The organism is Falsiroseomonas bella (assembly GCF_003173615.1).
Classification (GTDB): Bacteria; Pseudomonadota; Alphaproteobacteria; order Acetobacterales; family Acetobacteraceae; genus Falsiroseomonas; species Falsiroseomonas bella.
Map to the genome: position 1 here is coordinate 1 of NZ_QGNA01000008.1, position 25,910 is coordinate 25,910.

The window sequence follows — 25,910 nt, forward strand, 5'->3', positions numbered from 1 at the left end:
GGCGCGCTGGCCGAGAACACCCCGAGCCGCGACCTGCTCGTCTCCCCCGACCACTGCATGTTCCTCGACGGCGCGCTGGTGCCGGCGCGGCTGCTGGTGAACGGCACCTCCGTCACCGTGGAGGCCGGGCTGGCCGAGGTCACCTACTATCACGTCGAGCTGGAGAGCCACGACGTGCTGCTCGCCGAGGGCGCGGCGGCCGAAAGCTGGCTCGACTGCGACAACCGGTCCTGGTTCGAGAACGCCCCGGTGGCGCAGCTCGGCGTCGCCGGCACGCTGGCCGAGGCCGGCTCGGGCTGGGATGCCAACCGCGCCTGCGCGCCCCTGCTGCATGGCGGTGCGCACCTCGCCGCCATCCGCGCCGCCATCGAGGCCCGCGCCCCGGGCCGCGCCGACCGCGCAGCCGCCTGATCGGCGGCGCCGGACACCCGGCGCGTCCGTGACTCCAGCCCGGCCGTCCCAACCAGGGGCGGCCGGGTTTTCATATGGCCGCCGCAACGGCAAGCTGGCCGTATGGCCCAGACCCGGCCCGAGCCCGACCCGATGACGCCGGCCCCGCCGCGCTTCCTTCCCCTCACCGCCGACCGGCTGCGCCGCCGGTTCATCCTCGTCGTGTCGCGCGACGCGGTGATGGAACGGCGTGAGGCGCGGCTGCAGGAGATCGGCCTCACCGCCGTTGCGCGGGAGGCGGAACGCAGCCGCCCCGCCTTGGCGCGCATCCTCGATTCGACCATGGCCGAATGCATCGAGCAGGCCGCGCGGGACGCGGTGGCGGCGATGCTGCGCGAGACCGGCCTGGCCAGCATCGGGCCGGCGCGGATCGAGACGCTGTCCGCCCCGCCGGAACACGACCTGGTGCTGCGCGCCGAGATCGCGACGCTGCCCGAGATTTCGCCGCCCGACCCGACGGGGCTCCGGCTCGAGCGGCTGGTCGCCGCGCCCTCGGCCGCCGAGGTCGAGGACGAGCTGCACGCGCTCGCCCGGCGGCGCGGCGCCTGGCAGCCTCTTCCGCCCGGCGCGGGCGCGGGCGCGGAGGACCGGCTGGTCTGCGACGTTGCCGCGACGCTGCTGCCCGCGCGCAACGCCATCCCGCAGCCGGGCATCCTGGGCGCGCGCCCCGGCGCGCCGGGACGGCTGCCGGACGAATGGACCTTCGGCGACAACGGCGCCGGCCTCGTCACGGAGGTGCTGGCGATCGAGCCGGCCGCCAACCCGCCGCATATCCGGCTGCGCGTGCAGGGCACGACGACGCAGGAGGGGCAGAGCTACGTGATCTTCCACCTGCCCGGCGCCATCCCCGCGCGGCCGGAGAGCAGCTGGGTGGGATCGGTGGCGCTGCGCCCGGTCGGTGCGCCGCGCGGGCTGCGCGGCAGCAAGCTGCGCCTGGAAAGCCAGGATTCCTCGGCAGAGGGACGGCTGCGGCGCAAGGACGCGGCGCTGCTGGCCGCGGGCGATGGCGGGTTCACGCGCTGCTACGTCTCCGAGACCTTCGCCGATGCGGAGACGGCCTTCCTGCGGATGCCGTTGCTGTTCGACCACGCCGCGGGAACGGTGGATTTCTGCTGCGACATCGGCGCACCGCGGCTGGTGGAAGGGCTCGACCTCGGCGAGCAGGGGCCGCTGCCGCTCCCTGCCCTCTCGGGCCAGGCGCAGCTGCTGGGCGCCGGCGCGGCCGACCCGGCGGGGCTTTCGGCGCATCTGCAGGGCATGAAGGCGGGCGAGACGCGCGAGGTGACGCTGCGCCTGCCGGGCGGCATGGCGGACCGCGCACTGACCGGGCGGGAGGCGCGCTTCGTGGTGCGCGCACGCGCGGTGCTGCGCCGCGTGCTGCCGCCGCTCGACGACGCGTTGGCGCAGGCGAGCGGCTTCGCGGGGCTGGCGGCGCTGCGCGGCGGCATCGAGGCCAGGCTGGCCGACCGCGCGACGCAGCTGCAGCGGCGGCAACTGCGCCAGGCGGCGCTGCACGCGCTGCTGGCGGAGGCGGGCGAAATTCCGCTGCCCGAGGAAGCGGTGGCGGCCGAGACCGCGGCGATCTGGGCGGGCTTCGCCGCCGCCGCCGCGGCGCGCGGCGAGGCGCCGGACCGCGTGGCGGCGATGGCGCTTGCCGCGCAGCGGCTGCGCATCGGGCTGCTGGTCGCGGCGCTGGCCAGGCGGCACGGGCTGGCGCCGGATGCCGTCGCGCTGCGGGCCGCGGCGACGGCGCTCGGCCCCGGCGCCGCGGAGGCGGCGGTGCAGGCACGTGCGCTGGAGGACACGGTGGTCGCCTTCCTGCTCTCCCGCGCGCAGGTCACGGACCGGCCGGCCAGCCTCGCGGAGCTCATGGCAGCCGCGGAAGGATAGCGGCCGCCCTCGCGTTGACGCTGCGGAACGCCAAGCCTAGCGTCCCCGCATCCCGCAGGAGCGAGGGGAAGGAAACGCGATGGCGAATGGCGTGAAGGCGGCCTGGGCTGCAGGCAAGCCGGTGGTGAACGGATGGCTCGCCATCCCCTCGGGCTTCAGCGCGGAGGTCATGGCGCAGGCCGGCTTCGACAGCCTGACGGTGGACATCCAGCACGGCGTGCAGGACTACCTCTCCATGGTCGCCTGCTTCCAGGGCATGCAGCCGCATGGCGTCACGCCGCTGGTGCGCGTGCCGTGGAACGAGCCCGGCATCATCGGCAAGGTGCTGGACGGCGGCGCGAAGGGCGTGATCTGCCCGATGGTCAACACCGAGAAGGAAGCCCGCGACCTGGTGTCCTTCTGCCGCTATCCGCCGAAGGGCGCGCGCAGCTTCGGCCCGATCCGGTCCGGCATCTACGGCGCGGCGGCCGACACCGACGCGGCCAATGACGACGTGCTGGTGATCCCGATGATCGAGACGAAGACCGCGCTCGACAACCTGGAGGCCATCGTCAGCGTGCCGGGCGTGGACGCGGTGTATATCGGTCCGTCGGACCTCTCGCTGTCGCTCGGCATGAAGCCGCTGCAGGACCGGCGGGAGCCGGAGTTCCTGAAGGTCATCGACCACATCCGCACGACGGCGGCGAAGCACGGCGTGAAGACGGGCATCCACACCATGTCGGGCCAGTACTCGAAGGAGATGTTCGAGCGCGGCTTCAACCTGGCGACGATCATGAACGACAGCGGGCTGATGCTGACGGCCGCGAAGGCGCAGGTGGGCGTCGCGCGCGGGTGAGGGAAGACGCGAGGGCCCTGCCCTCGCGTTCCCGCCGGGGACGATGATCGTCCCCGGACCCCTTCAGCCGAGAAGAACCTTTTCCAACTCGGCCAGCACGTGCTTCTCGGCGTCGGAGATGCGGCTGCTGAGACCGAGGAAGCCGCCGGCGGCCTGGGCGACCGTGCGGGCGCGACCGATGGTCTTCTGCGCCATCGTCGCGCGCGACTCGGGCGGCAGCGCCGAGACGATGGCATGGGCATAGCCACGCCACGCGTCGAGCAGCTGCGGGGACGGCTTCGTCTTCAGCCAGTGATCGAGCAGCGCCATCGCCTCGGGCTGCTTGTCGACCCCGGCCTCGCGCGCGGCGCGCAGCACCGCCTCCTTCTCCGCAGGCTCGAGCGTGCCGTCGGCCCAGGCCACGAAGACCAGCGGCGCCAGGGCCAGCGCAGCCACGCTCTGCGGGCCGAGCTCGAGCGCGACCAGGCGGTCGAGCAGCGCCTCGTCCTGGATGGGCAGCGCCGCGGCGATCGCGTCCTTGCGCGACCTGTTGCGGTCCGCATCGCGCAGGCGCTTCAGCAGCGCCTCCTCCTGCTGGGCGAAGAAAGCATCCTCCAGCGCTCGCTCGCGCCCCTTCAGGATACCCTCGGACATGGCGGACCCTCCTCTGCCGTTGCGAGGATGATGGCGCCGCGCGATGCGCGTTTCCAGTCATCCGACGGAGGATGTCACGCGAACGCCTTCACCACCTCCTCCGGGATCGGCGCGGAGCGGATCCGACCGGTTTCCGGGTCACGCACCGTCCACACCCGCGTCTCGAAGCCTTCAACGCCGAGCGCGCCATCGGCCTTGAGCAGCCGGTGCTCGACATCGAAGGCGGAGCGGCGGAAGGCGGTGACGCGGCTTTCGATCACCACCGCGTCGCCATAGGCGCTGGGGATGCTGAACTTCGCGCGGGTGTCCACCATGGGGATGCCGAGGATGCCGAATTTCTTGGTCCAGGCGATCTTCGGCATGCCGAGCGCGGCCTGGAACAGGAAGGCGGTGGAGGCGTCGAACATCGCGAAGTAGCGCGGGTAGAAGACGATGCCGGCGGGGTCGCAATCGCCCCACTCGATCGTCACGGCACGGCGATGCACCAGGGTGGGCTCAGGCAGCGGCATCGGGGTTCTCCAGCAGCAGCGCGATGCCCTGCCCGCCGCCGATGCAGGCCGAGGCGATGCCGTAGCGTGCGCCACGGCGCACGAGTTCGCGCGCGCAGGTGAGCGAAAGGCGGATGCCGGTCGCGGCCAGTGGATGTCCGATGGCGATCGCGCCGCCATTCACGTTGAGCCGCGCCTCGTCCAGGTCCAGCGCGCGGGCGCAGGCCATGACCTGCGCACCGAAGGCCTCGTTGATCTCGACCAGCGCGATGTCGTGCAGCGCGAGGCCGGTGCGTTCAAGCAACGCGCGGATCGCGGGCACGGGGCCGATGCCCATGATCTCCGGCGGGCAGCCGACGGCGCAGCCGGCGAGGAGGCGCGCGAGCGGCTTGCGGCCGTTGGCGCCGGCACGGGAGGCGATGATCCCGGCGGCTGCGCCATCCACCACGGCGGAGGAGTTGCCGCCCGTCTGCACGCCGCCGAAGGCCGGCCTGATCTTTGCGAGGGTTTCGGGCGACGAGGGGCGCGGATGCGTGTCCGCGGCGAGCCTCTCGATCTTGCGCGGGAGTACGATGCCGCGGTCTTGCATGCCCTCGCGCGCGAATGTCTCGGTCATGACGGCGACGATCTCGTCGTCGAAGAACCCGGCCTCGCGCGCCGCGAGCGCACGGGAAAAACTGCGGCTGGCGAAGGCGTCCACCTCGGCGCGGGTGATGTTGCCGCGCTTCGCGAGCTCCTCCGCCGTGCCGCCCATGGTGAGCCCGCAGCCGGGATCGAGCAGCGCCTCCCACAGGAAATCCTTGAACTCGACGGGCGCGCCGAGGCCGAAGCCGCTGCGATGCGTGTAGGCGGCGATCGGATTGCGGCTCATGCTCTCGGCGCCGACGGCGAGCGCAAGGCCCGCGCCCTGCCGGTCCACGGACGTCGCGGCCTGGATGATCGCCTCGATGCCTGTGCCGCAGACGCGCTGCACCAGCAGCGCAGGCACGTCCTGCGGCGCGCCGGCATAGAGGCCGATATGGCGCGGCAGCATGTAGGCGTCGAAGCTGGCCTGCGCGACGGAGCCGGCGACGACGTAGCCGATCTCCTCGCCCGCCGCCTGCGCCTTCCGCAGCGCGGCGCGCGCAGCCTTGATGCCGAGATCGGTCGGCGAGATCTGCGCGAGAGGGCCTGACAGATCGGCGAAAGGCGTGCGCGCGCCGGCGAGCAGCCAGGCGTCGTCCCAGGACGTGTGCAGCGCGGTCATGGCGGGGTTCCGATCGTGATGACGTGCGGCGGCGGCGCGCTGGAGAAAAGCTCGTCCACCAGCGCGGCGCGGCGCGCGAGCACGGCGCGCTGGTTGACGCTGCCCTTGTCGGTGATCTCGCCGGCATCGAGGGTGAGCGGCGAGGTAAGCAACGTGGCGCGCGCGACATGCTGGCTGCTGCCGGTGGCGGTCTTCGCGAGTGCCGCGAGCTTCGCCGCGAGTTCGGCGCGGAGCGCGGGATGCGTCGCGGCATCCTCGCCCTGCGGCACGATGCGCGCGACAGCCTCGGGTTCCGGCAGCAGGATGGCGGCGAGTTCGTCGCGGTCCGGTGCGGCGATCACCACGTCCTTCACATAGGGCGCGAGCGCCGCGACGAGCTTCGCGCGCAGCGGGCCGACACTCACCCAGGTGCCGGTGGAGAGCTTGAAGTCCTCCGTGATGCGGCCGTCGAACCGGAAGCCCTTGTGCAGGTCGGCGGGATCGAGCGGCACCAGCGCATCGCCGAAGCGATAGAAGCCTTCCTCGTCGAAGGCGGCGCGCGTGGCCTCCGGGTTTCGCCAGTAGCCGGGCGTGATGGAGGGTCCGCGCACCCGCGCCTCCATCTTGTCGCCGACCGGGGCGAGCTTCATCTCGATCCCCGGCACGGGCAGGCCGACCGCGCCGGATTCGGAAAAATCCTCGCGCACCACCAGGCAGAAGGGCGCGGTCTCGGTCGCGCCGAGCCCGGTGATCATCGGGATCTTTTGACCGCGTTCGGCCAGCGCCATGCGGTCCAGCTCGTCCCAGATGTGCTGCGGCAGGCCGGCGGCCGAGTAGAACATCATCCGCACACGAGAGAAGAAGATGCGGCGCAGCGCTGCGTCCTGCTTCAGGTGGTGCACCACCTCCTCGAAGCCGCGGGGCACGTTGAAGTAGATGCTGGTCGCGATCTCGCGCAGGTTGCGCAGCGACTCGGAAAAGCCGCCGGGCACCGGGCGGCCTTCGTCCATGTAGAGCGTCCCGCCGTTGTAGAGCGCGATGCCGGTGTTGTGGTTGCCGCCGAAGGTGTGGTGCCAGGGCAGCCAGTCCAGCAGCACCGGCGGGTCTTCCGCCATGAAGGGGAAGGCCTCGCGGATCATCTGCTGGTTGGAGCAGAGCATGCGCTGCGTGTTGATCACGCCCTTGGGCTGGCCGGTGGAGCCCGAGGTGAACAGGATCTTTGCGCATGCATCCGGGGCCACGGCTTCCGCCGCGCGATCCACCGCCGGCGTCGGTTCTGTCGCGAGCAGCGCGCCGAAGCCCTGCGCGTCCAGCACCTCCGTTCCCGCCGGCACCGCCGCCGCGATCGCCTTGGCGAAGCGCACGCCGTCATTGGCGAAGACGAGGCCGGGCGTCAGCAGCGCGATGCAGTGGCGCAGCTTCGCGTAGTCCGTGGCGAGCAGCGAATAGGACGGCGAGACGGGCGCGACCGGCACGCCCACATGCAGCGCCGCCAGCGTCAGCACGAACTGATCGAGGCAGTTGCCCGAGAGGATTACCAGCGGCCGTTCCGCCGACAGCCCGCGATCCAGCAGCGCCTGCCCCACGGCGCGCACTTTCGCCAGCATCTCCCCGTACGACATGCATCGCCAGTCGCCGCCCAGCGCGGGATCGCGCTTCGCGATCAGCGTGCGCTCCGGCGCGACCGCGGCCCAATGCTCAAGCCGTTCCGTCAGCCGGCGCGGATAGGCGCCGAGCGTGCCTTCCGGCGTGACCAGCAGCGCGCCATCCGCGCGCCGCGCGAAGCGCACAGGGCCCGGCCCGAGCGGCTTGCGGGCAGCGTCTGCCTCGATCGGCGCGGACATCGCCGTCCCTCCGGTGGATTTGTTATGCGGCATAATAATCCGGCGCCGCCCCCCTTCCAAGAGCCGGCGCCGCTTCGCATACTGACACGGATGTCCACGCTCCGTCGCCGCGCCGAGACACTGCCGCCCGCCGCCGCCGTCGCCGTCACGCCGGTGCCGCCGCCGCTGAATGATCGCCTGGGCTTCTGGCTGCGCCTGGCGCAGCAATCGGCCTTCGACGCCTTCCACCGTGCCATGGCGCCGCTCGGCCTCACGCCGGGCCGGCTCGGCGCGCTGCTGCTGCTGGAAGCGCATCCCGCGATGCGGCAAGCCGCGCTGGCGGAGGCGCTGCGCGTGAAGCCGCCGAACCTGGCGGTGCTGCTGGCGGGGCTGGAGGCCGAGGGGCTGATCCGCCGCGTTGAGGATTCCCGGAACCGCCGCGCGAACCTGCTGCGCCTGACGCCGACGGGCCGCGCGCTGCTGAAGCGCGCCAAGGCGCAGGAGGCGCTGGTGGAAGAGGCCCTTTGCGACGGCATGGACGCGCAGGAACGCGCCGCGCTGCTCGGCGCGCTGCGCCGGATCGCCGGCGGATGAGCGAGCCCCTCGTCACCGTCGCGCGTGAAGGCGCGGTCGCGACCATCGCGCTGAACCGGCCGGCGAAGCGCAACGCGATCAGCGACGCGCTGCTCGCCGCGTTGGAGGATGCCGTGGTGCAGGCGCAACGCGAGGCGCGCGCCATCGTCATCCACGGCAACGGGCCGTGCTTCTCGGCCGGTCTCGACCTATCGGAGCACAAGGCGCGCAGCGCGGAGGAGGTGTTCCGGCACTCGCGCGGCTGGCATCGCGTGTTCCGCAGGATCCGCGAGGGCGACGTGCCGGCGATCGCGGCGATCCACGGCGCCTGTGTCGGCGGCGGGCTGGAACTCGCCGCCGCCTGCCACATCCGCGTGGCGGATTCGACGGCCTTCTTCGCATTGCCGGAGGGAACCAGGGGCATCTTCGTCGGCGGCGGGGCGAGCGTGCATGTCGCGCGGCTGCTCGGCGCGGCGCGGATGACGGACATGATGCTGACCGGCCGCGCGCTGGATGCCGCCGCGGCGGAGCGCGCGGGCCTCGTCACCTATGTCGAGCCGGAAGGCGGCGCGGTGGCGAAGGCACGCGAGCTCGCCGCGAAGGTTGCGCAGGCGGCGCCGCTGACCGTGCTCGGCGTGCTGCAGGCGCTGCCGCGCATCCAGGACATGGCGGAAGCCGACGGGCTGTTCGTGGAAAGCCTGGTCGCCGCCCTGGCGCAGACCGGGCCGGAGGCGCAGGCGCGGCTCGCGGCCTTCCTCGAGAAGCGCGCGCCCAAGGCGGGAGAGGACCGATGAAGAGCTTGCAGGGCGCATCCGCCGTCGTCTCCGGCGGCGGATCGGGGCTCGGCGCGGCGACGGCGGAGGCGCTGGCCGCGGCGGGCGCGAAGGTCGTAGTGCTCGACATCGATGCGGCGAAGGCGCAGGCCGTCGCCGCGCGCATCGCCGGCGTCGCGGCCGTGGGCGACGTGGCGGAGGAAGCGCCGGTCGCGGCGGCGGTGGAGCAGGCTGCGTCGCTGGCGCCGCTGCGCATCGCCGTCTCCTGCGCGGGCATCGCGCCGGCGGCGCGCGTCGCCGGGCGCAACGGGCCGCATGACCTCGATCTCTTCACGCGCGTGATCCGGGTGAACCTGATCGGCACCTTCAACCTGCTGCGCCTGGCGGCGGCGAGGATGACGGCGAACGATCCGCTGGAGGATGGCGAGCGCGGGCTGGTGGTGAACACCGCCTCCATCGCCGCCTATGAGGGCCAGATCGGGCAGGCGGCCTATTCGGCCTCCAAGGGCGGCGTCGTCGGGCTGACGCTGCCGGCGGCGCGGGAGCTTGCGCGCTTCGGCGTGCGCGTCGTCACCATCGCGCCCGGCCTGATCCACACGCCGCTGATGGACGGGCTGACGCCGGAGGCGCGCGAAAGCCTGGGCAAGCAGCCGCTGTTCCCGCAGCGGCTCGGCCGCCCCGACGAGTTCGCGGCGATGGTGCTGGCGGTTGCGCAGAACCCGCTGCTCAACGGCGAGACCATCCGGCTGGACGGCGCGCTGCGGCTGCCGCCGGCCTGACGGTCAGGCTGCCTGACGGGCCGCTTGCGCGGCCCCGCTCCCCTTGCGACAAAAGAACTTCCGACACGAACGGGAGAGGCAGGCACAATGAACCGCCGTGGATTGATCAGCGGGGCCGCCGCGGGCGGCATCGCCACCGCAACGCTGGCCACGCCGGCGCTGTCCCAGGGCCGCATCGAGTGGCGCATGGTCACGCTGTGGCCGCGCAACCTCCCCGGGCCGGGCGTCGCGGCGCAGAAGGTCGCGGACCGCATCGGCGCCGTCACCGCGGGCCGCATCAATGTCCGCCTCTTCGCCGCCGGCGAGGTGGTGCCCGCGCCCGGCGCCTTCGACGCGGTGGCGGCCGGCACGGCCGATCTCTATCACGGCGTTCCCGCCTTCTGGATCGCGAAGTCGCCGGCCATCGGTTTCTTCGGCAGCTTCCCCTACGGCATGACCGTGTATGAGCGGCAGGCCTGGATGATGCATGGCGGCGGCCAGGCGCTGTACGACGAGGTCTATGGCCGCTTCGGCGTGAAGCCCTTCAACACCGGCGACAGCGGCCCGCAATGGTTCGGCTGGTTCCGGCGCGAGATCCGCTCCATCGAGGATTTCCGCGGCCTGCGCTTCCGCACTGCCGGCCTCGGCGGCGAGATGTTTCGGCGCGCCGGCGCATCGGTCGTCACGCTGCCGGCGGGGCAGATCTTCGCCGCACTGCAGTCCGGCACGATCGACGCGGCGGAGTTCCTCGGACCGTTCAGCGATGCGCCGCTCGGCCTGCACCAGGTGACGAAGAACTACTACTGGCCCGGCGTGCAGGAGCCGTCCTCCGCCGAGGAGATCGGCATCAACATGGGGCGCTGGAACGCTCTGCCGGACGACCTGAAGGCCGCGGTGCGCTTCGCCTGCCAGTCGGTCGCGGAGGAGATCACCACCGAATACGACGCGAACCACCCGCGCGCGCTGGCCGAGCTCGTCTCCCGCCACGGCGTCACGCCGCGCGAGGTGCCGCGCGACGTGCTGATCGCGCTCGGCAATTCGGCGGGCGAGATCCTGGCGGAGTATCGCGGATCGAGCGACGCGATGGTGAAGCGCGTCGCCGACAGCTACGCCGAATTCCGCAACCGCAGCCAGGGCTACATGATGATGTCCTACGGCGCCAACTTCCAGGCGCGCGCCCTGCCCATTCGCTGGGGTTGAGCGCTGCACCTTCTGCTGAAGATCGCCGACGCCCATGACGCCGCGAGCCGCTGGCTCGCACGCGGCGTCATGTGGCTCGCGCTGGCGGTGGTACTGGCGCAGTTCGTGGTGGTGGTGCTGCGCTATGCCTTCGCCTCCTCCTTCGTGTGGATGCAGGAGAGCGTGATCTACCTGCACGCCACGCTCTTCATGCTGGCGATCGGCTACACCTACCTTGTGGACCAGCATGTGCGGGTGGACGTGCTCTATGCCGGCTGGTCCATGCGGAAGAAGGCGGCGGTGGACCTCGTCTCCATCGTTGTCGCCGTGTTGCCCTTCTGCGCCCTGGTCGTCTGGGGCTCCTGGGGCTACGCGGCCGCATCCTGGCGGCAGGACGAGGGGCCGATGGCCTATGGCGGTGTGCCGCTGGTGCCGGCGCTGAAGTCGCTGATCCCGCTCATGGCGATCCTGCTGGCGGCGCAGGCCGTGTCCATCGCGATACGCTGCATCGCGGTGCTGACCGGCGCGGCCAGCACCCACTTTCCCTACCGCGCGCATCAGGGCAGCGCATGAGCACCTTTGCTATCGGGCAGGTGCTCGACCTGCTCATGTTCGCGTCGCTCTGCGCGCTGATCCTCACCGGCGTCCCCGTCACCTTCATCCTGACCGGCTGCGCCATCGTCTTCGGCGGGCTCGGCATCCTGTTCGGCGTCTTCGACAGCTTCCTGCTGGCGGCCCTCGCCCAGCGCATCTTCGGCACGATGACGACCGAGACGCTGGTGGCGATTCCGCTGTTCGTCTTCATGGGCATCATGCTCGAACGCTCCCGCATCGCGGAGGAGCTGCTGGAGGCGATGGGGCGGCTGTTCGGCACGGTGCGCGGGGGCCTGGCGATCAGCGTCTCCGTCGTCGGCGCGCTGCTGGCGGCCTCCACCGGCATCGTCGGCGCGACGGTCGTCACGATGGGGCTGATGGCGCTGCCCGCGATGCTGCGCCGCGGCTACGACAAGCGCTTCGCCTGCGGCACCATCTGCGCCGCCGGCACGCTCGGCCAGATCATCCCGCCCTCCACCGTCATGGTGATCCTGGGCGAGGTGATCGCGGCGGCCTACCAGCAGGCGCAGCTCGCGCAGGGAAAATTCTCTGTGGAGACGGTCTCGGTCGGGCAGCTGTTTGCCGGCTCGATGATCCCGGGGCTGATGCTGGTGGGGTTCTACATCCTGTATCAGCTCGTCATCGCCTTCCTCCGGCCGGAGCTGGCGCCGGCGATCCCGAAGGCGGAGGCCGGCCGCGTCACGACGCGGGAGCTGCTGAACGCGCTGCTGCCGCCGATGGTGCTGATCGTGGCGGTGCTCGGCTCCATCCTCGGCGGTGTCGCGACGCCGACCGAGGCCGCGGCGGTGGGCGCCATCGGCGCCACCATGCTCGCCGGCCTGCGCCAGCAGGGGCGGCCCTGGCCGATCCATCTCGGCGCGCTCTGCGCGGTGGGCGTCGTGCTGCTGGGCGTGTTCTTCGATCTCCGCCTCGGCCGGGCGGAGCCGCCGCTGGCGGACCAGGTGGCACTCGGCGTCGCGGCGGTGCTGTGCCTGGGCCTCGGCTTCGGCGTGGTCGTTGCGCTCTGGCGCTGCTACGGCGCGGGCGTGCTCTCCGCCGTGTCGCACACCACCATGACCATCACGGCGATGATCTTCGGCACGCTGATCGCCGCGACGCTGTTCAGCCTGGTGTTCCGCGGCCTGGGCGGCGAGGAGACGGTGAAGGAGCTGCTCTCCGCCATCCCCGGCGGGCAATGGGGCGCGCTGCTGGCCGTGATGGCGGTGATGTTCGTGATGGGGTTCTTCCTCGACTTCGTGGAAATCACGATCATCGTCGTGCCGATCGTCGGTCCGGTGCTCCTGGCCATGGGGATCGACCCGATCTGGCTGGCGGTGCTGATAGCGCTCAACCTGCAGACCAGCTTCCTGACGCCGCCCTTCGGCTTCTCGCTGTTCTATCTCGGCGGCGTCGCGGGGAAATGGGTGGGCACAGGCGACATCTATCGCGGCGTGGTGCCCTTCGTGCTGCTGCAGCTGCTGGCGGTCGGAATGGTGATGGCCTTCCCCGCCCTGGCGACCTGGCTGCCGGGCGTGCTGTTCTGATCGTCCCTACCAGCCGGAAGCGGGCCACAACCACCACAGCAGCAGCACGGCCGCCGCGAGCCACAGCGCCACGATCGCCGCGGCGCCGGCCAGGCTGCGCGGGCGGCGCTCCGCGGCGTCCGCCGCCGCGCGGCATTCGGCCAGCACATCGGGCGGGATCAGCCGTGTCACCGCCAGGATGCCGAGCGGCACGATCAGCAGGTCGTCCAGGTAGCCGAGCACCGGGATGAAGTCCGGGATCAGGTCGATCGGCGAGAGCGCATAGGCCGCGACGGCGAGCGCCAGGGCCTTCGCGTGCCAGGGCGTCCGGGGATGGCGCGCGGCGAGCCAGACGGCGTGCACGTCCCGCTTCACCCCGCGCGCCCAGCTCCTCGCCCGTTGCAGCATCGCCTTCGCGCTTCCCAAGCAGGCGGCGCACGGTTAAGCAGACGCGCCGATGCCTGCCTCCCCGCCACTGGTCCAAGCCCAGCAGATCGTCAAGCGCTTCGGCGCGCTGGCGGCGAACGACCATGTGGACCTGACCGTCGCCGCGGGCGAGATCCACGCGCTGCTCGGCGAGAACGGCGCGGGCAAGTCCACGCTGGTGAAGATGCTCTACGGGCTGCTGCAGCCGGATGCCGGACGCATCCTGTGGCAGGGCGCGCCGGTGGTGCTGCATGGCCCGCGGGAGGCGCGGCGCCTCGGCATCGGCATGGTGTTCCAGCACTTCTCCCTGTTCGAGGCGATGACGGTGGCGGAGAACGTGGCGCTGGCCCTGGATGGCGATGCGCCGCTGCCGCAGGTGGCCGAGCGCCTGGCAGAGACCAGCCGCGCCTATGGCCTGCCGCTCGATCCGCGGCGGGAGGTCTGGCAGCTCTCGGTGGGCGAGCGGCAGCGCGTGGAGATCGTGCGCTGCCTGATGCAGGACCCGCGCCTGCTGATCCTGGACGAGCCGACCTCCGTGCTGACGCCGCAGGAGGCCGAGGGGCTGTTCGCCACGCTCGCCAAGATCCGCGCCGAGGGCCGCGCGGTGCTCTACATCTCCCACAAGCTCGAGGAGGTGCGTCGCATCTGCGAGGCGGCGACCATCCTCCGCCACGGCAAGGTCGTGGCGCGCTGCGATCCGCGCGCGGAAAGTGCGGCGAGCCTCGCGCGCATGATGGTGGGCAGCACGGTGCTCGGCGTGAAGCACGAGCCGACGGCCCCGCGCGGGAAGGTGCGGCTGGCGGTGGCGGGCCTGTCGCTGCCGCCCGCCGAGGCGCATGGCGTGGCGCTGCGCGATGTCTCGCTCGCGCTGCATGGCGGCGAGGTGCTGGGCATCGCGGGCGTCGCGGGCAACGGGCAGGACGAGCTCTTCGCCGCGCTGTCGGGCGAGCGTCTGGCGCCGCGCGCGGAGGCGGTGCTGCTGGATGGGCGGCCGGTGGGACGGCAGGGCATCAATGCGCGGCGGCGGCTCGGCGCGGCCTTCGTGCCGGAGGAGAGGCTCGGCCATGCCGCCGCGCCACGCTTCCCGCTGAGCGAGAATGCGCTGCTCTCGGGCCATGCGGCGGGGGAGTTCCTGGCGGGTGGGCTGGTGCGGCGCGGGCGGCTGCTCGGCTATGTGGACGAGGTGACGCGCGTCTTCGACCTGCGCAAGGGCAGCCGCGACCCGGAGGCGCGCGCGCTGTCCGGCGGCAACCTGCAGAAATTCACGGTGGGGCGGGAGATCCTGCGCAACCCCGACGTGCTGGTGGTGGCGCAGCCGACCTGGGGCGTGGATGCCGGCGCGGCGCGGCGCATCCGCCAGGCGCTGCTGGACCTGGCGGCGGAAGGCGCCGCCGTGCTGGCGATCAGCCAGGACCTGGATGAGCTGCTGGAGATCGCGGACCGCATCGCGGTGATGTTCCATGGCCGCCTTTCCGCGCCGCTGCCGGTGCAGGGGCTGACGCAGGAATCGCTCGGGCTGCTGATGGGCGGATCGGGCTTCCCGGCGGAGGACGCCGCATGAGGCTGGTGCTGGAGAAGCGGGCGGAGACGCCCTTCGCGCTGCGCCTGCTCTCGCCGCTGCTGGCGGTGGCGCTGACGCTGGTCTCGGCCGTGATCATCTTCGCGGCGATGGGGCAGGACCCGCTGCACGCCCTGACGGTGTTCTTCATCCTGCCGCTGTCGGATTCCTGGGGGCTGCAGGAAGTGGCGGTGAAGGCGACACCGCTGGTGCTGATCTCGGTCGGGCTCGCGCTGTGCTACCGGTCGAACAACTGGAACATCGGCGCCGAGGGGCAGTTCCTGGTCGGCGCCATGGCCGGCGGCTGGCTGGCGCTGGCGACGCATGGGGCACCGGACGGGCCGTGGCTGATGCCGGCGATGCTCGTGTGCGGCGCGCTGGGCGGCGCGCTGTTCGCGCTGATTCCGGCGCTGCTGAAGACGCGCTTCGGCGCGAACGAGATCCTGACCTCCCTGATGCTGGTCTATGTCGCCGAGCTGCTGCTGGACTGGCTGGTGCGCGGGCCGTGGCGCGACCCGCAGGGCTTCAACATGCCCGTGACGGTCGGCTTCGAGCCGGAGGCGATCGTGCCGCTGCTGCTGGAGGGCGGGCGGCTCAACATCGGCACGCCGATCGCGCTGCTCGTCGTCGTGCTGGCGGCGGTGCTGATGGGGCGCACGCTGAAGGGCTTCGAGATAAGGCTGGTGGGCGAGGCACCGCGGGCCGCGCGCTTCGCCGGCTTCAGCGCCGACCGGCTGACCTGGACGGTCTTCGCGATCTCCGGCGGGCTGGCGGGGCTGGCCGGCGTGCTGGAGGCAGCGGGGACGGTGCGGATGCTGCAGCCGGGCATCTCGCCGGGCTACGGCTTCACCGCGATCATCGTCGCCTTCCTCGGGCGGCTGAACCCCGTGGGGTGCCTCATTGCGGGCGTGTTCCTGGCGGTGACCTTCATCGGCGCGGAGAACGCGCAGATCATGCTGAAGCTGCCGCTCGACGTGACGCGCGTGTTCCAGGGGCTGCTGCTGTTCTACGTGCTGGCCTGCGACACGCTGCTGCTCTACCGGCCGCGGCTGGTGAGGAGCGTCGCCGCGTGACACTGCTCGAGGCCATTCTCCTCACCGTCATCACCGCCTCCACGCCGCTGCTGATCGCCGCGATCGGCGAGCTGGTGGTCGAGAAGTCTGGCGTGCTGAACCTCGGGGTCGAGGGGATGATGATCATGGGCGCGGCCTGCGGCATCGTCGCCGCCATCGCGACCGGATCGGGTGCCGCGGGCGTCGCGGCGGCGGTGCTGGCGGGGATGGCGATGGCGGCGATCTTCGCCGCGCTCACGCTCGGGCTGGCGGCGAACCAGGTGGCGGCAGGTCTGGCGCTGACCATCTTCGGCCTCGGCCTGTCGGGCGTGGTCGGCGCCAGCTTCGTCGGCGCGCAGCGCGCGGGCATCGGCAAGATCGAGATCCCGCTGCTGTCGGAGATCCCCTTCCTCGGCCCGGTCCTGTTTAACCAGGACCCCTTCGTCTATGCCTCCTTCGCGCTGGTGGCGGGCGTTTCCTGGTTCCTGACGCGCACGCGGGCGGGGCTGGTGCTGCGCGCCTGCGGGGAGAGCGCCGCCAGCGCCCATGCGCTGGGCTACAAGGTTCTGCGTATCAGGTTTTTCGCGATCCTGTTCGGCGGGGCCTGCGCGGGGCTGGCGGGGGCCTATCTCTCGCTGGTGCTGACGCCCTTCTGGACCAGCGGGATGACGGCCGGGCGCGGCTGGATCGCGCTGGCGATCGTGGTCTTCGCTTCCTGGCTGCCCTGGCGCGCGGCACTCGGCGCCTATCTTTTCGGCGGCATCACGATCCTGCAGCTGCATGCCCAGGGCGCGGGCTTCCGCGTGCCGCCGCAGCTGATGTCCGCCCTGCCCTATCTGATCACCATCGTCGTGCTGGTGCTGATCATGCGGCTGCGCCGCGGCGGCGCGGCGGGGCCAGCCGGGCTCGGCATCCCCTTCGTGCCGGACCGGTAGCGCCCGGCATGAAATTCGCTTAATGCACCGCCCATAGGCCCGCCTTTCCGGAAGGAACCCCCGCCATGTCCCTCACCCGCCGCACCCTGATGGCCGGCGCCGGCGCGCTGGCAGGCGCCGCGACGCTCGGCCGCGATGCCGGGGCGCAGCAGCGCCTGAATGTCGGCGTGGTGCTCATCGGCCCCGTGGGCGATTTCGGCTGGTCGCACATGCACGACCAGGGCCGACGCCGCATGAGCGAGTTGCTGGGCGACCGCGTGAACGCGACGACCGTTGAGTCCGTCGCACCGCCCGATTTCGACCGCGTGGTGACGCAGCTGGTGCGCACCGGCCACCGGCTGATCTTCACCACCAGCTTCTCCTATTTCGCGCCGACGCAGCGCCTCGCGCCGCAGCACCCGCAGGTGTTCTTCGAGAACGCGACGGGCCCGACGACGCTGCCGAACATGGCGATCTACAATGCGCGCTTCTACGAAGGCCGCTACATCCAGGGCGTGATCGCGGCGCGCAAGTCGCGCAGCAAGACCATCGGCTACGTCGCCACCTTCCCGGTGCCGGAGGTGATCCACGCCATCAACACGGTGATGCGCGGCGCGTGGTCCGTGGATCCTTCCATGAAGGTGCGCGTGGTGTGGGTGAACGCCTGGTCCAACCCGGCGCGCGAGGCCGATGCGGCGCGCGCGCTGATCGACCAGGGCTGCGACGTGCTGTGCAGCCACACCGACGGCCCGGCGCCGCTGCAGCTGGCCAATGAGCGCGGCGTGTTCGGCTTCGGCCAGGCGAGCGACATGACGCGCTTCGCGCCGCGCGCCCACCTGACCAGCAGCGTGAACAACTGGGGCGACTACTACGCGGAGCGCGCGCGCGCGGTGATCGACGGCAGCTGGCGCCCGACCGACACTTGGGGCGGCCTTGGCTCCGGCATGTTCCGCATGGCGCCCTGGACCAACATGACGCCCGAGGAAGTCAGCGAGGCCGAGCGCGTGCGCGACGCCATTGCCGCCGGCACACTGCATCCCTTCGAGGGGCCGATCGTCCGCCAGGACGGCACGCAGGTGATCGCGCAGGGCCAGCGCCTGACCGACGACCAGATCCGCGCGATGAATTATTTCTACCGTGGGATCGACGTGGCGATCCCGGGGTGAAGGCGTCGGGGGCGCCCGATCAAGGGCGCCCCCTCACGCGTTACGCCGCCTCCGCGCTCATCCCCGCCAGCATCTCCTCCTCCGCCGCCAGGTGCAGGCGCAGCAGCGCCTCCAGCGCGAACAGCGTGCGGCGGAGTTCGGGCGCGGCGGCGGGCCAGTCGCGCTCCGCCACGCGCAGCAGCGTCGCGACGCGCTCGGCCTGGCCCTCCATCTCGGCATGCATCCGCACCAGCGGCGCCATCGGGTCGGTGCCGCCGAGGCGCGCGGCGGCGGCGGGGTACAAGGCGCGCTCCTCCTCCTGCTGGTGCGGCACCAGCTCGGCGCGCAGGCGGTGCTCCACCTCGGTCAGCGCGGGCAGCGCTGCGGGGGTGGGGCCGATGGCCTCGGCGCCGGCGCGCAGCGCCTCGGCCAGGTCGCGCAGGCCGGCATGCTCGGCATGGCGCGCGGCGAGGCCCGCCTCGGCGGGCAGGCTTGCGGGCGCGGCCTCGTCGGCGCCGGGGCGCAGCGCGCTGAGGGCATAGAGGATGGCGAAGACGTCGATCCCCTCCTGCACCAGCGCGCCGGCCAGCGGCGGCAGGTAGCCGGCGGCGGCGACGGCCATCGCGACGCCGGACATGCCCATGCCCAGCGCGATGGCCTGGAAGGCGACGCGCCGCGCGCGGCGGGCGATGGCGACGGCCTCCGCCGCGCGGTCCACGCGATCCACCAGCAGCACGACGTCGCCGGCCTCGGCCGCCGCGGCGGTGCCATGCGCGCCCATCGCGATGCCGACATCGGCCGCGGCGAGCGCCGGCGCGTCGTTCACGCCGTCGCCGACCATCGCGGTGGGCGCGGCCTCCGATTCGGCGCGCACGGCGGCGATCTTGTCGGCCGGCGCCTGGCCGGCAAGCACGGCATCGAGGCGCAGCGCGCGCGCGATGGGCGCCGCGGCGGCGGCGCGGTCGCCGGTGACGAGGACGATGCGCGTGATGCCGAGCGCGCGCAGCCGGCGCACGGCGCGCGGCGCTTCCTGGCGCAGGCCGTCGGCCATGACGAAGGCGGCGGCGGGGCGGCCATCCACGGCGAGCCAGGCGACCGAGCCCGCCGCGGCGGAAACCTGCGCGGCCACGCCGAAGCCGTCCTCCGGCGCGATGCCGGCGGAGCGCAGGAAGCCTTCGGCGCCGAGAAGCACCGCATGGCCCTCGACGCTGCCGGCGAGGCCGCCGCCGGCGACCTCGGCGAGCTCATCGGGCACGGGCAGCGACAGGCCGCGCGAGGCGGCCGCCGCGACCAGCGCGGCGGAGACGGGGTGCGTCGAGCCCTGCGCCACGGCGGCGGCGAGGCGCAGCGCCGCCTCCCGCCCCAGCGCCGGGTCCGCATCCACGGCGGCGAGGCGCGGGCGGCCGGGGGTGAGGGTGCCGGTCTTGTCGAACAGCACGGTGCGCACGCGGGCGAGGCGCTCCAGCGCGCCGCCGCCCTTCACCACGATGCCGCGCCGCGCCGCGCGGCCGATGCCGGCGACGAGCGCCACCGGCGCGGCCAGGATCAGCGGGCAGGGTGTCGCCACCACCAGCACCGCCAGCGCCCGCACCGGATCGCCCGTGACCGCCCAGGCGCCGAGCGAGAGCACGCCGGTGAAGGCGACGAAGCCGAGCGCCCAGCGATCCGCCAGGCGGGCCATCGGCGCGCGCTCGGCCGCCGCCTGCTCGGCCAGGCGGACGATGGCGGCATAGGTGCTGGCGCCGGCCTCGTGGCTGGCGCGCAGGCGAAAGGCGGGGCCGGCATTGACCGCACCGCTGCGCAGCGCGGCGCCGGCGGCGAAGCGGACCGGCAGCGGCTCTCCCGTCAGGGCGCTCTCGTCGAGCGAGGCCTCGGCATCCTCCAGCGTGCCGTCGGCGGGAACCGTCTCGCCCGGGCGGACCAGCAGCAGGTCGCCGGGGCGGATCGCCTCGACGCCGATCTCCTGCACCGTGCCGTCCTCCAGCCGGGCGGCGCGGCGGGGGGCGCGGGCCATGAGCTCGGTCAGCGCGCCGGTGGCGCGGCCCTCGGCCCAGGCTTCCAGCGCCTCGCCGCCCGCGACCATCAGGGCGACGACGGCGGCGGCCGCGGCCTCGCCCAGCAGGACGGCGGCGAGGATGGCGGCGAGCGCCACGGCATCCACCCCGACGCGGCCGCCGAGCAGGGAGCGGACCAGGCCCCAGCCGACATGCGCCGCGACGGGCAGCGCGCCGATGGACCAGGCCCAGGCGGCCTCCCGCGGCAAGCCGCCGAGGAAGAGGGCCAGGCCGAGGACGAGGCAGAGGAGGACCCAGCCGAGGAGCATGTAGCGACGCATGGTGGGCAGTCTGGCGCCGGCCCGGCCGGCCCGAAATGCCCTGGATCAACCCGGTTGCGTGTTTTTCCCTGGCCTTTCCCGGGGGGAAGCCCTAGATAGCGGCCGCGGTCGGTCCCCAAGGCGGGGTCCGGCCCGCGCTGCGATGGCAGCGGATTGCACGAGATTGCCGCCAGGCCTCCGGGACGATGGCGGCGTTTCCGGCCACATGGGTTTTCCCGTTTGGGGCGGTTCTATCCGGTGCTCCGGAGCCCCCTTCCCATGCCGCCCGAGACGCCGCTGCCACACCAGGGCGCCGCCTACGCGGTCAGGCAGACTCTCGGACGGATCCCTGTCGTCGTTTCCTGGCCGTGCGCGCGCGCTGTCGCGTGCGCGGCCGCATGTCATGGCCGCGGCAAGGGTGCCGGGCCGAGAAGGACGACGCATGTTCGACAAGTATTTCCGCAAGGAAATCGCCTGGGGCGGCCAGCTCCTGGTCCTCGAGACCGGCAAGGTGGCACGCCAGGCTGATGGCGCGGTGATGGCCCGCCTCGGCGACACCATCGTGCTCTGCACGGCGGTGGGCAACCGCGGCGTGAAGCCCGGCCAGGACTTCTTCCCGCTGACCGTGAACTACCAGGAGAAGGCCTTCGCCGCGGGCAAGATCCCCGGCGGCTTCTTCAAGCGCGAGGGCCGGCCCTCCGAATCCGAGACGCTGATCTCCCGCCTCATCGACCGGCCGATCCGCCCGCTCTTCCCGGACGGCTTCCGCAACGAGGTGCAGGTGATCGCGACGGTGCTGTCGCATGACCTGGAGAACGACCCGGACATCGTCGCGATGGTCGGCTGCTCGGCGGCGCTGACGCTCTCGGGCATTCCGTTCTTCGGGCCGATCGGCGCGGCGCGCGTGGGCTATGTGGACGGGCAGTACGTGCTGAACCCGACGCTCGCGCAGCGCAAGCAGAGCCAGCTCGACCTCGTCGTCGCCGGCACCGCCGAGGGCGTGCTGATGGTCGAATCCGAGGCGCAGGAGCTCTCCGAGGAGGTGATGCTCGGCGCGCTCGAGTTCGGCCACAAGAGCTTCCAGTCGGTCATCCAGGGCATCATCGAGCTGGCCGAGGTCGCCGCGAAGGAACCCTGGGCACTGCCCGAGGAGAACGAGGCGGAGAAGACGCTGAAGGCCCGCATCGCGGAGATCGGCCGCGCGCCGATGGCCGAGGCCTACAAGATCATCCCGAAGCTCGAGCGGCAGAACGCCGTCGGCGCGGTGAAGAAGCAGGTGGTCGCGCAGCTCGAGGCCGAGGGCCTGGACGCCGCCGCGGCGAAGGGCCTGCTGAAGGAGCTGGAGGCGGACGTCGTCCGCAACAACATCCTCGACACCGGCCTGCGCATCGACGGCCGCGACACCAAGACCGTGCGGCCGATCCGGGCCGAGGTCGGCGTGCTGCCGCGCGCGCATGGCTCGGCGCTGTTCACCCGCGGCGAGACGCAGGCCTTCTGCGTGGCGACGCTGGGCACCGGGCAGGACGAGCAGATCATCGACGCGCTCACGGGCGAGTACCGCGAGCACTTCATGCTGCACTACAACTTCCCGCCGTTCAGCGTGAACGAGACCGGCCGCATGGGCTCGCCCGGGCGGCGTGAGATCGGCCACGGCAAGCTGGCCTGGCGCGCGATCCGGCCCGTGCTGCCGGAGAAGGAGAAGTTCCCCTACACGCTGCGCGTGGTCAGCGAGATCACGGAGAGCAACGGCTCCTCCTCCATGGCGACGGTCTGCGGCACCTCCCTCGCGCTGATGGATGCCGGCGCGCCGCTGAAGCGGCCCGTGGCGGGCATCGCGATGGGCCTGATCAAGGAGGAAAAGGGCTTCGCCGTGCTGTCCGACATCCTCGGCGACGAGGACCATCTCGGCGACATGGACTTCAAGGTGGCGGGCACCGAGGGCGGCGTGACCTCGCTGCAGATGGACATCAAGATCACCTCCATCACCTTCGAGATCATGAAGATCGCCCTCGGCCAGGCGCGCGACGGGCGCCTGCACATCCTGGGCGAGATGGCGAAGGGGATCAGCGGCGCCCGCGGCGACGTGGCCGCGACCGCGCCGCGGATCACCGTGATCAGCATCAACAAGGACAAGATCCGCGACGTCATCGGATCGGGCGGCAAGGTGATCCGCGAGATCGTCGAGCAGACCGGCACGAAGATCGACATCGACGACGACGGCACGATCAAGGTGGCCGCGACCAGCACGGAAGCCGCGCAGAAGGCGATCGACTGGATCCAGGGCATCGTCGCCGAGCCGGAGATCAACAAGATCTACACCGGCAAGGTGGTGAAGACCGCCGAGTTCGGCGCCTTCGTGAACTTCCTCGGCGCCAAGGACGGGCTGGTCCACATCAGCGAGCTCGCCAATGAGCGCGTGCAGAAGACCACCGACGTCGTGAAGGAAGGCGACGCGGTGAAGGTGAAGGTCATCGGCTTCGACGACCGCGGCAAGGTGAAGCTGTCCATGCGCGTCGTGGACCAGCAGACCGGCGCCGACATCACCGAGCAGGTGGGCGCGCGCCGTCCGCGCCCCGAGGGCGAGAATGGCGAGCGGGGCGAGCGGGGCGACCGCGGCCCCCGTCGTGACCGCGACCGCGGCCCCCGGCGCGACCGCGATGGGGGCGACGGCCGCGACGCGGCCGAGTGAGCGCCTGACGAAGGCGCCGGCCGGCCCCTCCCAAAGGGGGCCGGCCGCGCCATCTTCGCGTCATGGTCGCCGCGGGCTACAAGCCGCGGCACGGAACTGGACAGTCACCGGAGCGAGACAGCCTTGAAGGCGATCAACCCGATCCGCATGGGCGGCGTCGAGGTGCTGCCCCTGGTCGAGGGCGGCAAGGGCGTGGCGGTATCGAACGGCGCAACCTGCGGGGGCTGGGCCTCCGGCGGGGGCGTCGGCACCTTCTCCGGCGTCAATGCCGACAGCTACGACGCCGACGGCAACGTCATCCGGCAGGTCTATCACGGCCGCACCCGGCGCGACCGGCACGAGGAACTCGTGGCCTACGGCATCGCCGGCGGCATCGCCCAGGCGCGCATCGCGCATGAGATCGCCGGCGGCCAGGGCCGCATCCACATGAACGTGCTGTGGGAGATGGGCGGCGCGGAGCGCGTGGCGCGCGGCGTGCTGGAAGGCGCGAAGGGCCTGGTGCACGGCATCACCTGCGGCGCCGGCATGCCCTATCGCCTGGGCGATCTCGCGCGCGAATACGGCGTGCACTACTACCCGATCATCTCTTCCGCCCGCGCCTTCTCCGCGCTGTGGAAGCGGTCCTACAGCAAGACGCGCGAATGGCTGGGCGGCGTGGTCTACGAGGATCCGTGGCTCGCCGGCGGGCACAACGGCCTGTCGAACAGCGAGGATCCGAAGCGGCCCGAGGACCCCTTCCCCCGCGTGCTGAAGCTGCGCCAGACCATGAACGAGTTCGGCCTGAACGAGGTGCCGATCATCATGGCCGGCGGCGTCTGGTGGCTGGAGGAATGGGAGGACTGGATCGACAACCCGGATCTCGGCCCGGTCGCGTTCCAGTTCGGCACCCGCCCCCTGCTGACGCAGGAAAGCCCGATCAGCGAGGAATGGAAGCGGCGCCTGCTGACGCTGAAGGATGGCGACGTGCTGCTGCAGCCCTTCTCGCCGACCGGCTTCTACAGCTCCGCGGTCCACAACGACTTCCTGCGCGAGCTCGAGGCCCGCAACGAGCGCCAGGTCGCCTACACGACCGAGCCCGTGGGCGACCACATCGCCGAATACGGCGTCGGCCCGCGCAAGCGCCTCGTCTACCTGGCACCGCACGACATGGCCCGCGTGGCGCATTGGGAGGCCGAGGGCTTCACCGAGGCGATGCGCACGCCCGACAACACGCTGATCTTCGTCACGCCGGACAAGGCGAAGGAGATCGTGCAGGACCAGGTGGACTGCATGGGCTGCCTCTCGCATTGCCGGTTCAGCAACTGGGCGCAGACCGAGCCCGATTTCAGCACCGGCAAGAAGGCCGATCCGCGCAGCTTCTGCATCCAGAAGACGCTGCAGGACATCGCGCATGGCGGGAAGCTGGACGAGAACCTGATGTTCTCCGGCCACAACGCCTACCGCTTCGGCACGGACCCCTTCTACTCGAATGGCTTCGTGCCGACGGCGAAGCAGCTGGTCGAGCGGATCATGACCGGCCGCTGAGGCCGCCGGGGGCGCGCATCCTCACGGTGCCTCGACCACGGATGACAGGGCGGCGTGCCGCAGCCTAGGCTCGCCGGCATGGACACCTCCGCAACGCGGCCCGGCGTGATGCCGCGCCTTCGGCACGAGATGCGCAGCTATGCGCTGACCGTGCTCTACCTCTCCGTCTGCTTCGCCGCGATCCAGCTCTACAAGGCCGCGCTGCTGACCGAGGAATCGCTGCGCTACACGACCTATGGCTTCGCCCTGATCAAGGCGGCGGTGCTGGGGAAGTTCCTGATGCTGGGCGAGGCGGCGAAGGTGGGCCGCCGGGTGGCGGGCGAGCCGCTGCTGCGCGGCGCGCTGCGCGGGTCGCTGCTGCTGCTGCTGGTCCTGGTCGTGCTGACCGCGATCGAGGAGCTCGTGGCGGGGGCGCTGCACGGGCTGCATCCCGCGCAGGTCCTGGATGAGCACGTCGCGGGCGGGCGCTGGGCGGAGTTCCTGGCCTATTGCCTGCTGGTCTGGCTGTTCCTGATCCCCTATCTCGGCCTGAAGCACCTGTCGGAGCTGCTGGGCCCGGAGGCCTTCGGCCGCGCCCTGCGGGGCGAGAGACTGGGCTGACCCCGGACGGCGCGGGGGCGCGCTCCCCCGGCGGCCTCGTCCGGGAGGGCGTGATCCGGTGCCGCGCCGCATCGCCGCTACCAATCCCTGCCGATGCCGGTATGGTGGCCCCGCTTGGGGGCGGAACGGTCCGGCAGATGACGCAGGGCTTGGCGCGCATCGCGGTGGTCGAGGACGAGGGCGACCTGCGCGAAGTCATGGTGGAGTATCTGCGCGTGCAGGGCTTTCACGCCCTGCCCTGCGGCGATGGCGCCGCGCTGGATGCCGTGCTGGCGGACGCGCCGGTGGAGGCGGTGCTGCTCGACATCAACCTGCCGCGCGAAGGCGGTCTTTCGATCGCGCGGCGGCTCGGGGCGCTGCCCGATCCGCCCGGCATCCTGATGGTCACGGCGCTTGGCGATTCGATGGACCGCATCGTCGGTCTCGAGATCGGCGCCGACGACTACATCGCGAAGCCCTTCGAGCTGCGCGAGCTGCTGGCGCGGCTGCGCAGCGTGCTGCGACGCCGGCGCGCGCTGGCCGAGGCCGCGGCAGCGGCGCAGGCGGCGCCGGAACGCGCGATGCCCGCCGAATGCCGCTTCGGCCCCTATCGCCTGCGCCCCGCGGAGCGGCGGCTGCTGGACGGCGACGGCGCGGAGGTGGCGCTGACGCCGATGGAATTCGACCTGCTGCAGATGCTGGCCGAGAACCCGAACCAGGTGCTGACGCGCGAGCGGCTGCTGCGCCTGCCCGCCGGGGAGGAGGCCGATCCCCTCGACCGCTCCATCGACATCCGCGTCACGCGCCTGCGTCGCAAGCTGGAGGCCGATCCCGCCAACCCCACCCTGATCCGCACGGTGCGCGGCCAGGGCTACCAGTTCACGCCTGATGGTTGATGCCTCAAGCGCCGGCGCCGGCCTCCGCCGGCTTGGCTTGCGCGCCTCAGACATGGTGCGCCCGGCCAT

Annotated in this window: 22 protein-coding genes and 1 pseudogene; 17 read left to right on the forward strand and 6 right to left on the reverse strand. The window is 72.1% G+C overall.

Going from position 1 to position 25,910, the window contains the following annotated elements:
* The 3 genes from DFH01_RS26085 to DFH01_RS26095 form a co-directional block, all read left to right on the forward strand.
* The coding region (locus tag DFH01_RS26085) for a Hint domain-containing protein (protein WP_199231423.1) at positions 1–411 on the forward strand (411 nt) is incomplete at its 5' end.
* A gap of 102 nt (positions 412–513) precedes the next feature.
* Positions 514–2,340 (forward strand): trigger factor, encoded by a 1,827-nt coding sequence (locus tag DFH01_RS26090; protein ID WP_109873471.1) that lies wholly within the window; start codon positions 514–516, stop codon positions 2,338–2,340.
* A 79-nt stretch (positions 2,341–2,419) separates the two neighbouring features.
* Complete coding sequence (locus DFH01_RS26095; RefSeq protein WP_109873472.1) at positions 2,420–3,175, forward strand: HpcH/HpaI aldolase family protein; 756 nt, start codon at positions 2,420–2,422, stop codon at positions 3,173–3,175.
* 63 nt (positions 3,176–3,238) lie between these two features.
* Here DFH01_RS26095 and DFH01_RS26100 read toward each other — a convergent pair whose 3' ends face one another.
* The 4 genes from DFH01_RS26100 to DFH01_RS26115 all read right to left on the reverse strand — a co-directional run bounded on the left by DFH01_RS26100 (position 3,239) and on the right by DFH01_RS26115 (position 7,365).
* Entirely contained in the window at positions 3,239–3,808 is a 570-nt protein-coding gene (locus tag DFH01_RS26100; RefSeq protein WP_109873473.1) for a hypothetical protein, read from the reverse strand.
* A 74-nt stretch (positions 3,809–3,882) separates the two neighbouring features.
* The gene (locus tag DFH01_RS26105) at positions 3,883–4,317 is read right to left on the reverse strand and encodes an acyl-CoA thioesterase (RefSeq protein WP_109873474.1); all 435 of its coding nucleotides are present in this window, start codon (positions 4,315–4,317) and stop codon (positions 3,883–3,885) included.
* Positions 4,304–5,542, reverse strand: coding sequence for a thiolase family protein (locus DFH01_RS26110; RefSeq protein ID WP_109873475.1), 1,239 nt, complete (start codon positions 5,540–5,542; stop codon positions 4,304–4,306). Before DFH01_RS26110 ends, DFH01_RS26105 begins: the two co-directional genes overlap by 14 nt.
* The gene (locus DFH01_RS26115; RefSeq protein ID WP_109873476.1) at positions 5,539–7,365 is read right to left on the reverse strand and encodes a feruloyl-CoA synthase; all 1,827 of its coding nucleotides are present in this window, start codon (positions 7,363–7,365) and stop codon (positions 5,539–5,541) included. The genes DFH01_RS26110 and DFH01_RS26115 overlap by 4 nt, the downstream gene beginning before the upstream one ends.
* A gap of 90 nt (positions 7,366–7,455) precedes the next feature.
* Here DFH01_RS26115 and DFH01_RS26120 point away from each other — a divergent pair, with 90 nt between their 5' ends.
* The 6 genes from DFH01_RS26120 to DFH01_RS26145 all read left to right on the forward strand — a co-directional run bounded on the left by DFH01_RS26120 (position 7,456) and on the right by DFH01_RS26145 (position 12,765).
* The gene (locus DFH01_RS26120; protein ID WP_158287910.1) at positions 7,456–7,938 is read left to right on the forward strand and encodes a MarR family winged helix-turn-helix transcriptional regulator; all 483 of its coding nucleotides are present in this window, start codon (positions 7,456–7,458) and stop codon (positions 7,936–7,938) included.
* Positions 7,935–8,711: a crotonase/enoyl-CoA hydratase family protein gene (locus tag DFH01_RS26125; protein ID WP_109873478.1), complete on the forward strand. Its 777-nt coding sequence runs from the start codon at positions 7,935–7,937 to the stop codon at positions 8,709–8,711. The genes DFH01_RS26120 and DFH01_RS26125 overlap by 4 nt, the downstream gene beginning before the upstream one ends.
* Positions 8,708–9,469 carry an SDR family NAD(P)-dependent oxidoreductase gene (locus tag DFH01_RS26130; protein ID WP_109873479.1) on the forward strand — a complete coding sequence of 254 codons (762 nt, stop codon included), beginning with the start codon at positions 8,708–8,710 and terminating at the stop codon, positions 9,467–9,469. Before DFH01_RS26125 ends, DFH01_RS26130 begins: the two co-directional genes overlap by 4 nt.
* Positions 9,470–9,556: 87 nt before the next feature.
* Positions 9,557–10,648, forward strand: coding sequence for a TRAP transporter substrate-binding protein (locus tag DFH01_RS26135; protein WP_109873480.1), 1,092 nt, complete (start codon positions 9,557–9,559; stop codon positions 10,646–10,648).
* Between the two features lie 69 nt (positions 10,649–10,717).
* A complete protein-coding gene (locus DFH01_RS26140; RefSeq protein WP_109873481.1) occupies positions 10,718–11,200 on the forward strand; it encodes a TRAP transporter small permease subunit in 483 nt (160 codons plus the stop codon).
* Positions 11,197–12,765, forward strand: coding sequence for a TRAP transporter large permease (locus tag DFH01_RS26145; protein ID WP_199231424.1), 1,569 nt, complete (start codon positions 11,197–11,199; stop codon positions 12,763–12,765). The genes DFH01_RS26140 and DFH01_RS26145 overlap by 4 nt, the downstream gene beginning before the upstream one ends.
* Positions 12,766–12,771: 6 nt before the next feature.
* Here the strand turns inward: DFH01_RS26145 and DFH01_RS26150 are convergent.
* A pseudogene (locus DFH01_RS26150) lies at positions 12,772–13,143 on the reverse strand (YkvA family protein); the annotation flags it as partial.
* Positions 13,144–13,201: 58 nt separating this feature from the next.
* Between DFH01_RS26150 and DFH01_RS26155 the strand changes: the two are divergent.
* The 4 genes from DFH01_RS26155 to DFH01_RS26170 all read left to right on the forward strand — a co-directional run bounded on the left by DFH01_RS26155 (position 13,202) and on the right by DFH01_RS26170 (position 17,860).
* The gene (locus DFH01_RS26155; protein WP_109873483.1) at positions 13,202–14,731 is read left to right on the forward strand and encodes an ABC transporter ATP-binding protein; all 1,530 of its coding nucleotides are present in this window, start codon (positions 13,202–13,204) and stop codon (positions 14,729–14,731) included.
* A complete protein-coding gene (locus DFH01_RS26160) occupies positions 14,728–15,801 on the forward strand; it encodes an ABC transporter permease (protein WP_109873484.1) in 1,074 nt (357 codons plus the stop codon). The genes DFH01_RS26155 and DFH01_RS26160 overlap by 4 nt, the downstream gene beginning before the upstream one ends.
* Positions 15,798–16,715, forward strand: coding sequence for an ABC transporter permease (locus DFH01_RS26165; RefSeq protein WP_109873485.1), 918 nt, complete (start codon positions 15,798–15,800; stop codon positions 16,713–16,715). The genes DFH01_RS26160 and DFH01_RS26165 overlap by 4 nt, the downstream gene beginning before the upstream one ends.
* Positions 16,716–16,780: 65 nt before the next feature.
* A complete protein-coding gene (locus tag DFH01_RS26170) occupies positions 16,781–17,860 on the forward strand; it encodes a BMP family ABC transporter substrate-binding protein (RefSeq protein ID WP_109873486.1) in 1,080 nt (359 codons plus the stop codon).
* 40 nt (positions 17,861–17,900) lie between these two features.
* On the opposite strand, the gene DFH01_RS26175 is transcribed toward DFH01_RS26170, so the two are convergent.
* A complete protein-coding gene (locus DFH01_RS26175; protein WP_109873487.1) occupies positions 17,901–20,174 on the reverse strand; it encodes a heavy metal translocating P-type ATPase in 2,274 nt (757 codons plus the stop codon).
* A gap of 421 nt (positions 20,175–20,595) precedes the next feature.
* On the opposite strand from DFH01_RS26175, the gene pnp reads away from it, so the two are divergent.
* The 4 genes from pnp (at position 20,596) to DFH01_RS26195 (ending at position 25,841) form a co-directional block, all read left to right on the forward strand.
* The gene (gene pnp / locus DFH01_RS26180) at positions 20,596–22,842 is read left to right on the forward strand and encodes a polyribonucleotide nucleotidyltransferase (RefSeq protein WP_109873488.1); all 2,247 of its coding nucleotides are present in this window, start codon (positions 20,596–20,598) and stop codon (positions 22,840–22,842) included.
* A 123-nt stretch (positions 22,843–22,965) separates the two neighbouring features.
* Positions 22,966–24,366, forward strand: coding sequence for an NAD(P)H-dependent flavin oxidoreductase (locus tag DFH01_RS26185; protein WP_109873489.1), 1,401 nt, complete (start codon positions 22,966–22,968; stop codon positions 24,364–24,366).
* A gap of 78 nt (positions 24,367–24,444) precedes the next feature.
* On the forward strand, positions 24,445–24,966 hold the full coding sequence (locus DFH01_RS26190) for a hypothetical protein (protein ID WP_109873490.1): 522 nt from the start codon (positions 24,445–24,447) through the stop codon (positions 24,964–24,966).
* 137 nt (positions 24,967–25,103) lie between these two features.
* A complete protein-coding gene (locus DFH01_RS26195) occupies positions 25,104–25,841 on the forward strand; it encodes a winged helix-turn-helix domain-containing protein (protein WP_109873491.1) in 738 nt (245 codons plus the stop codon).
* Positions 25,842–25,910 lie beyond the last annotated feature (69 nt).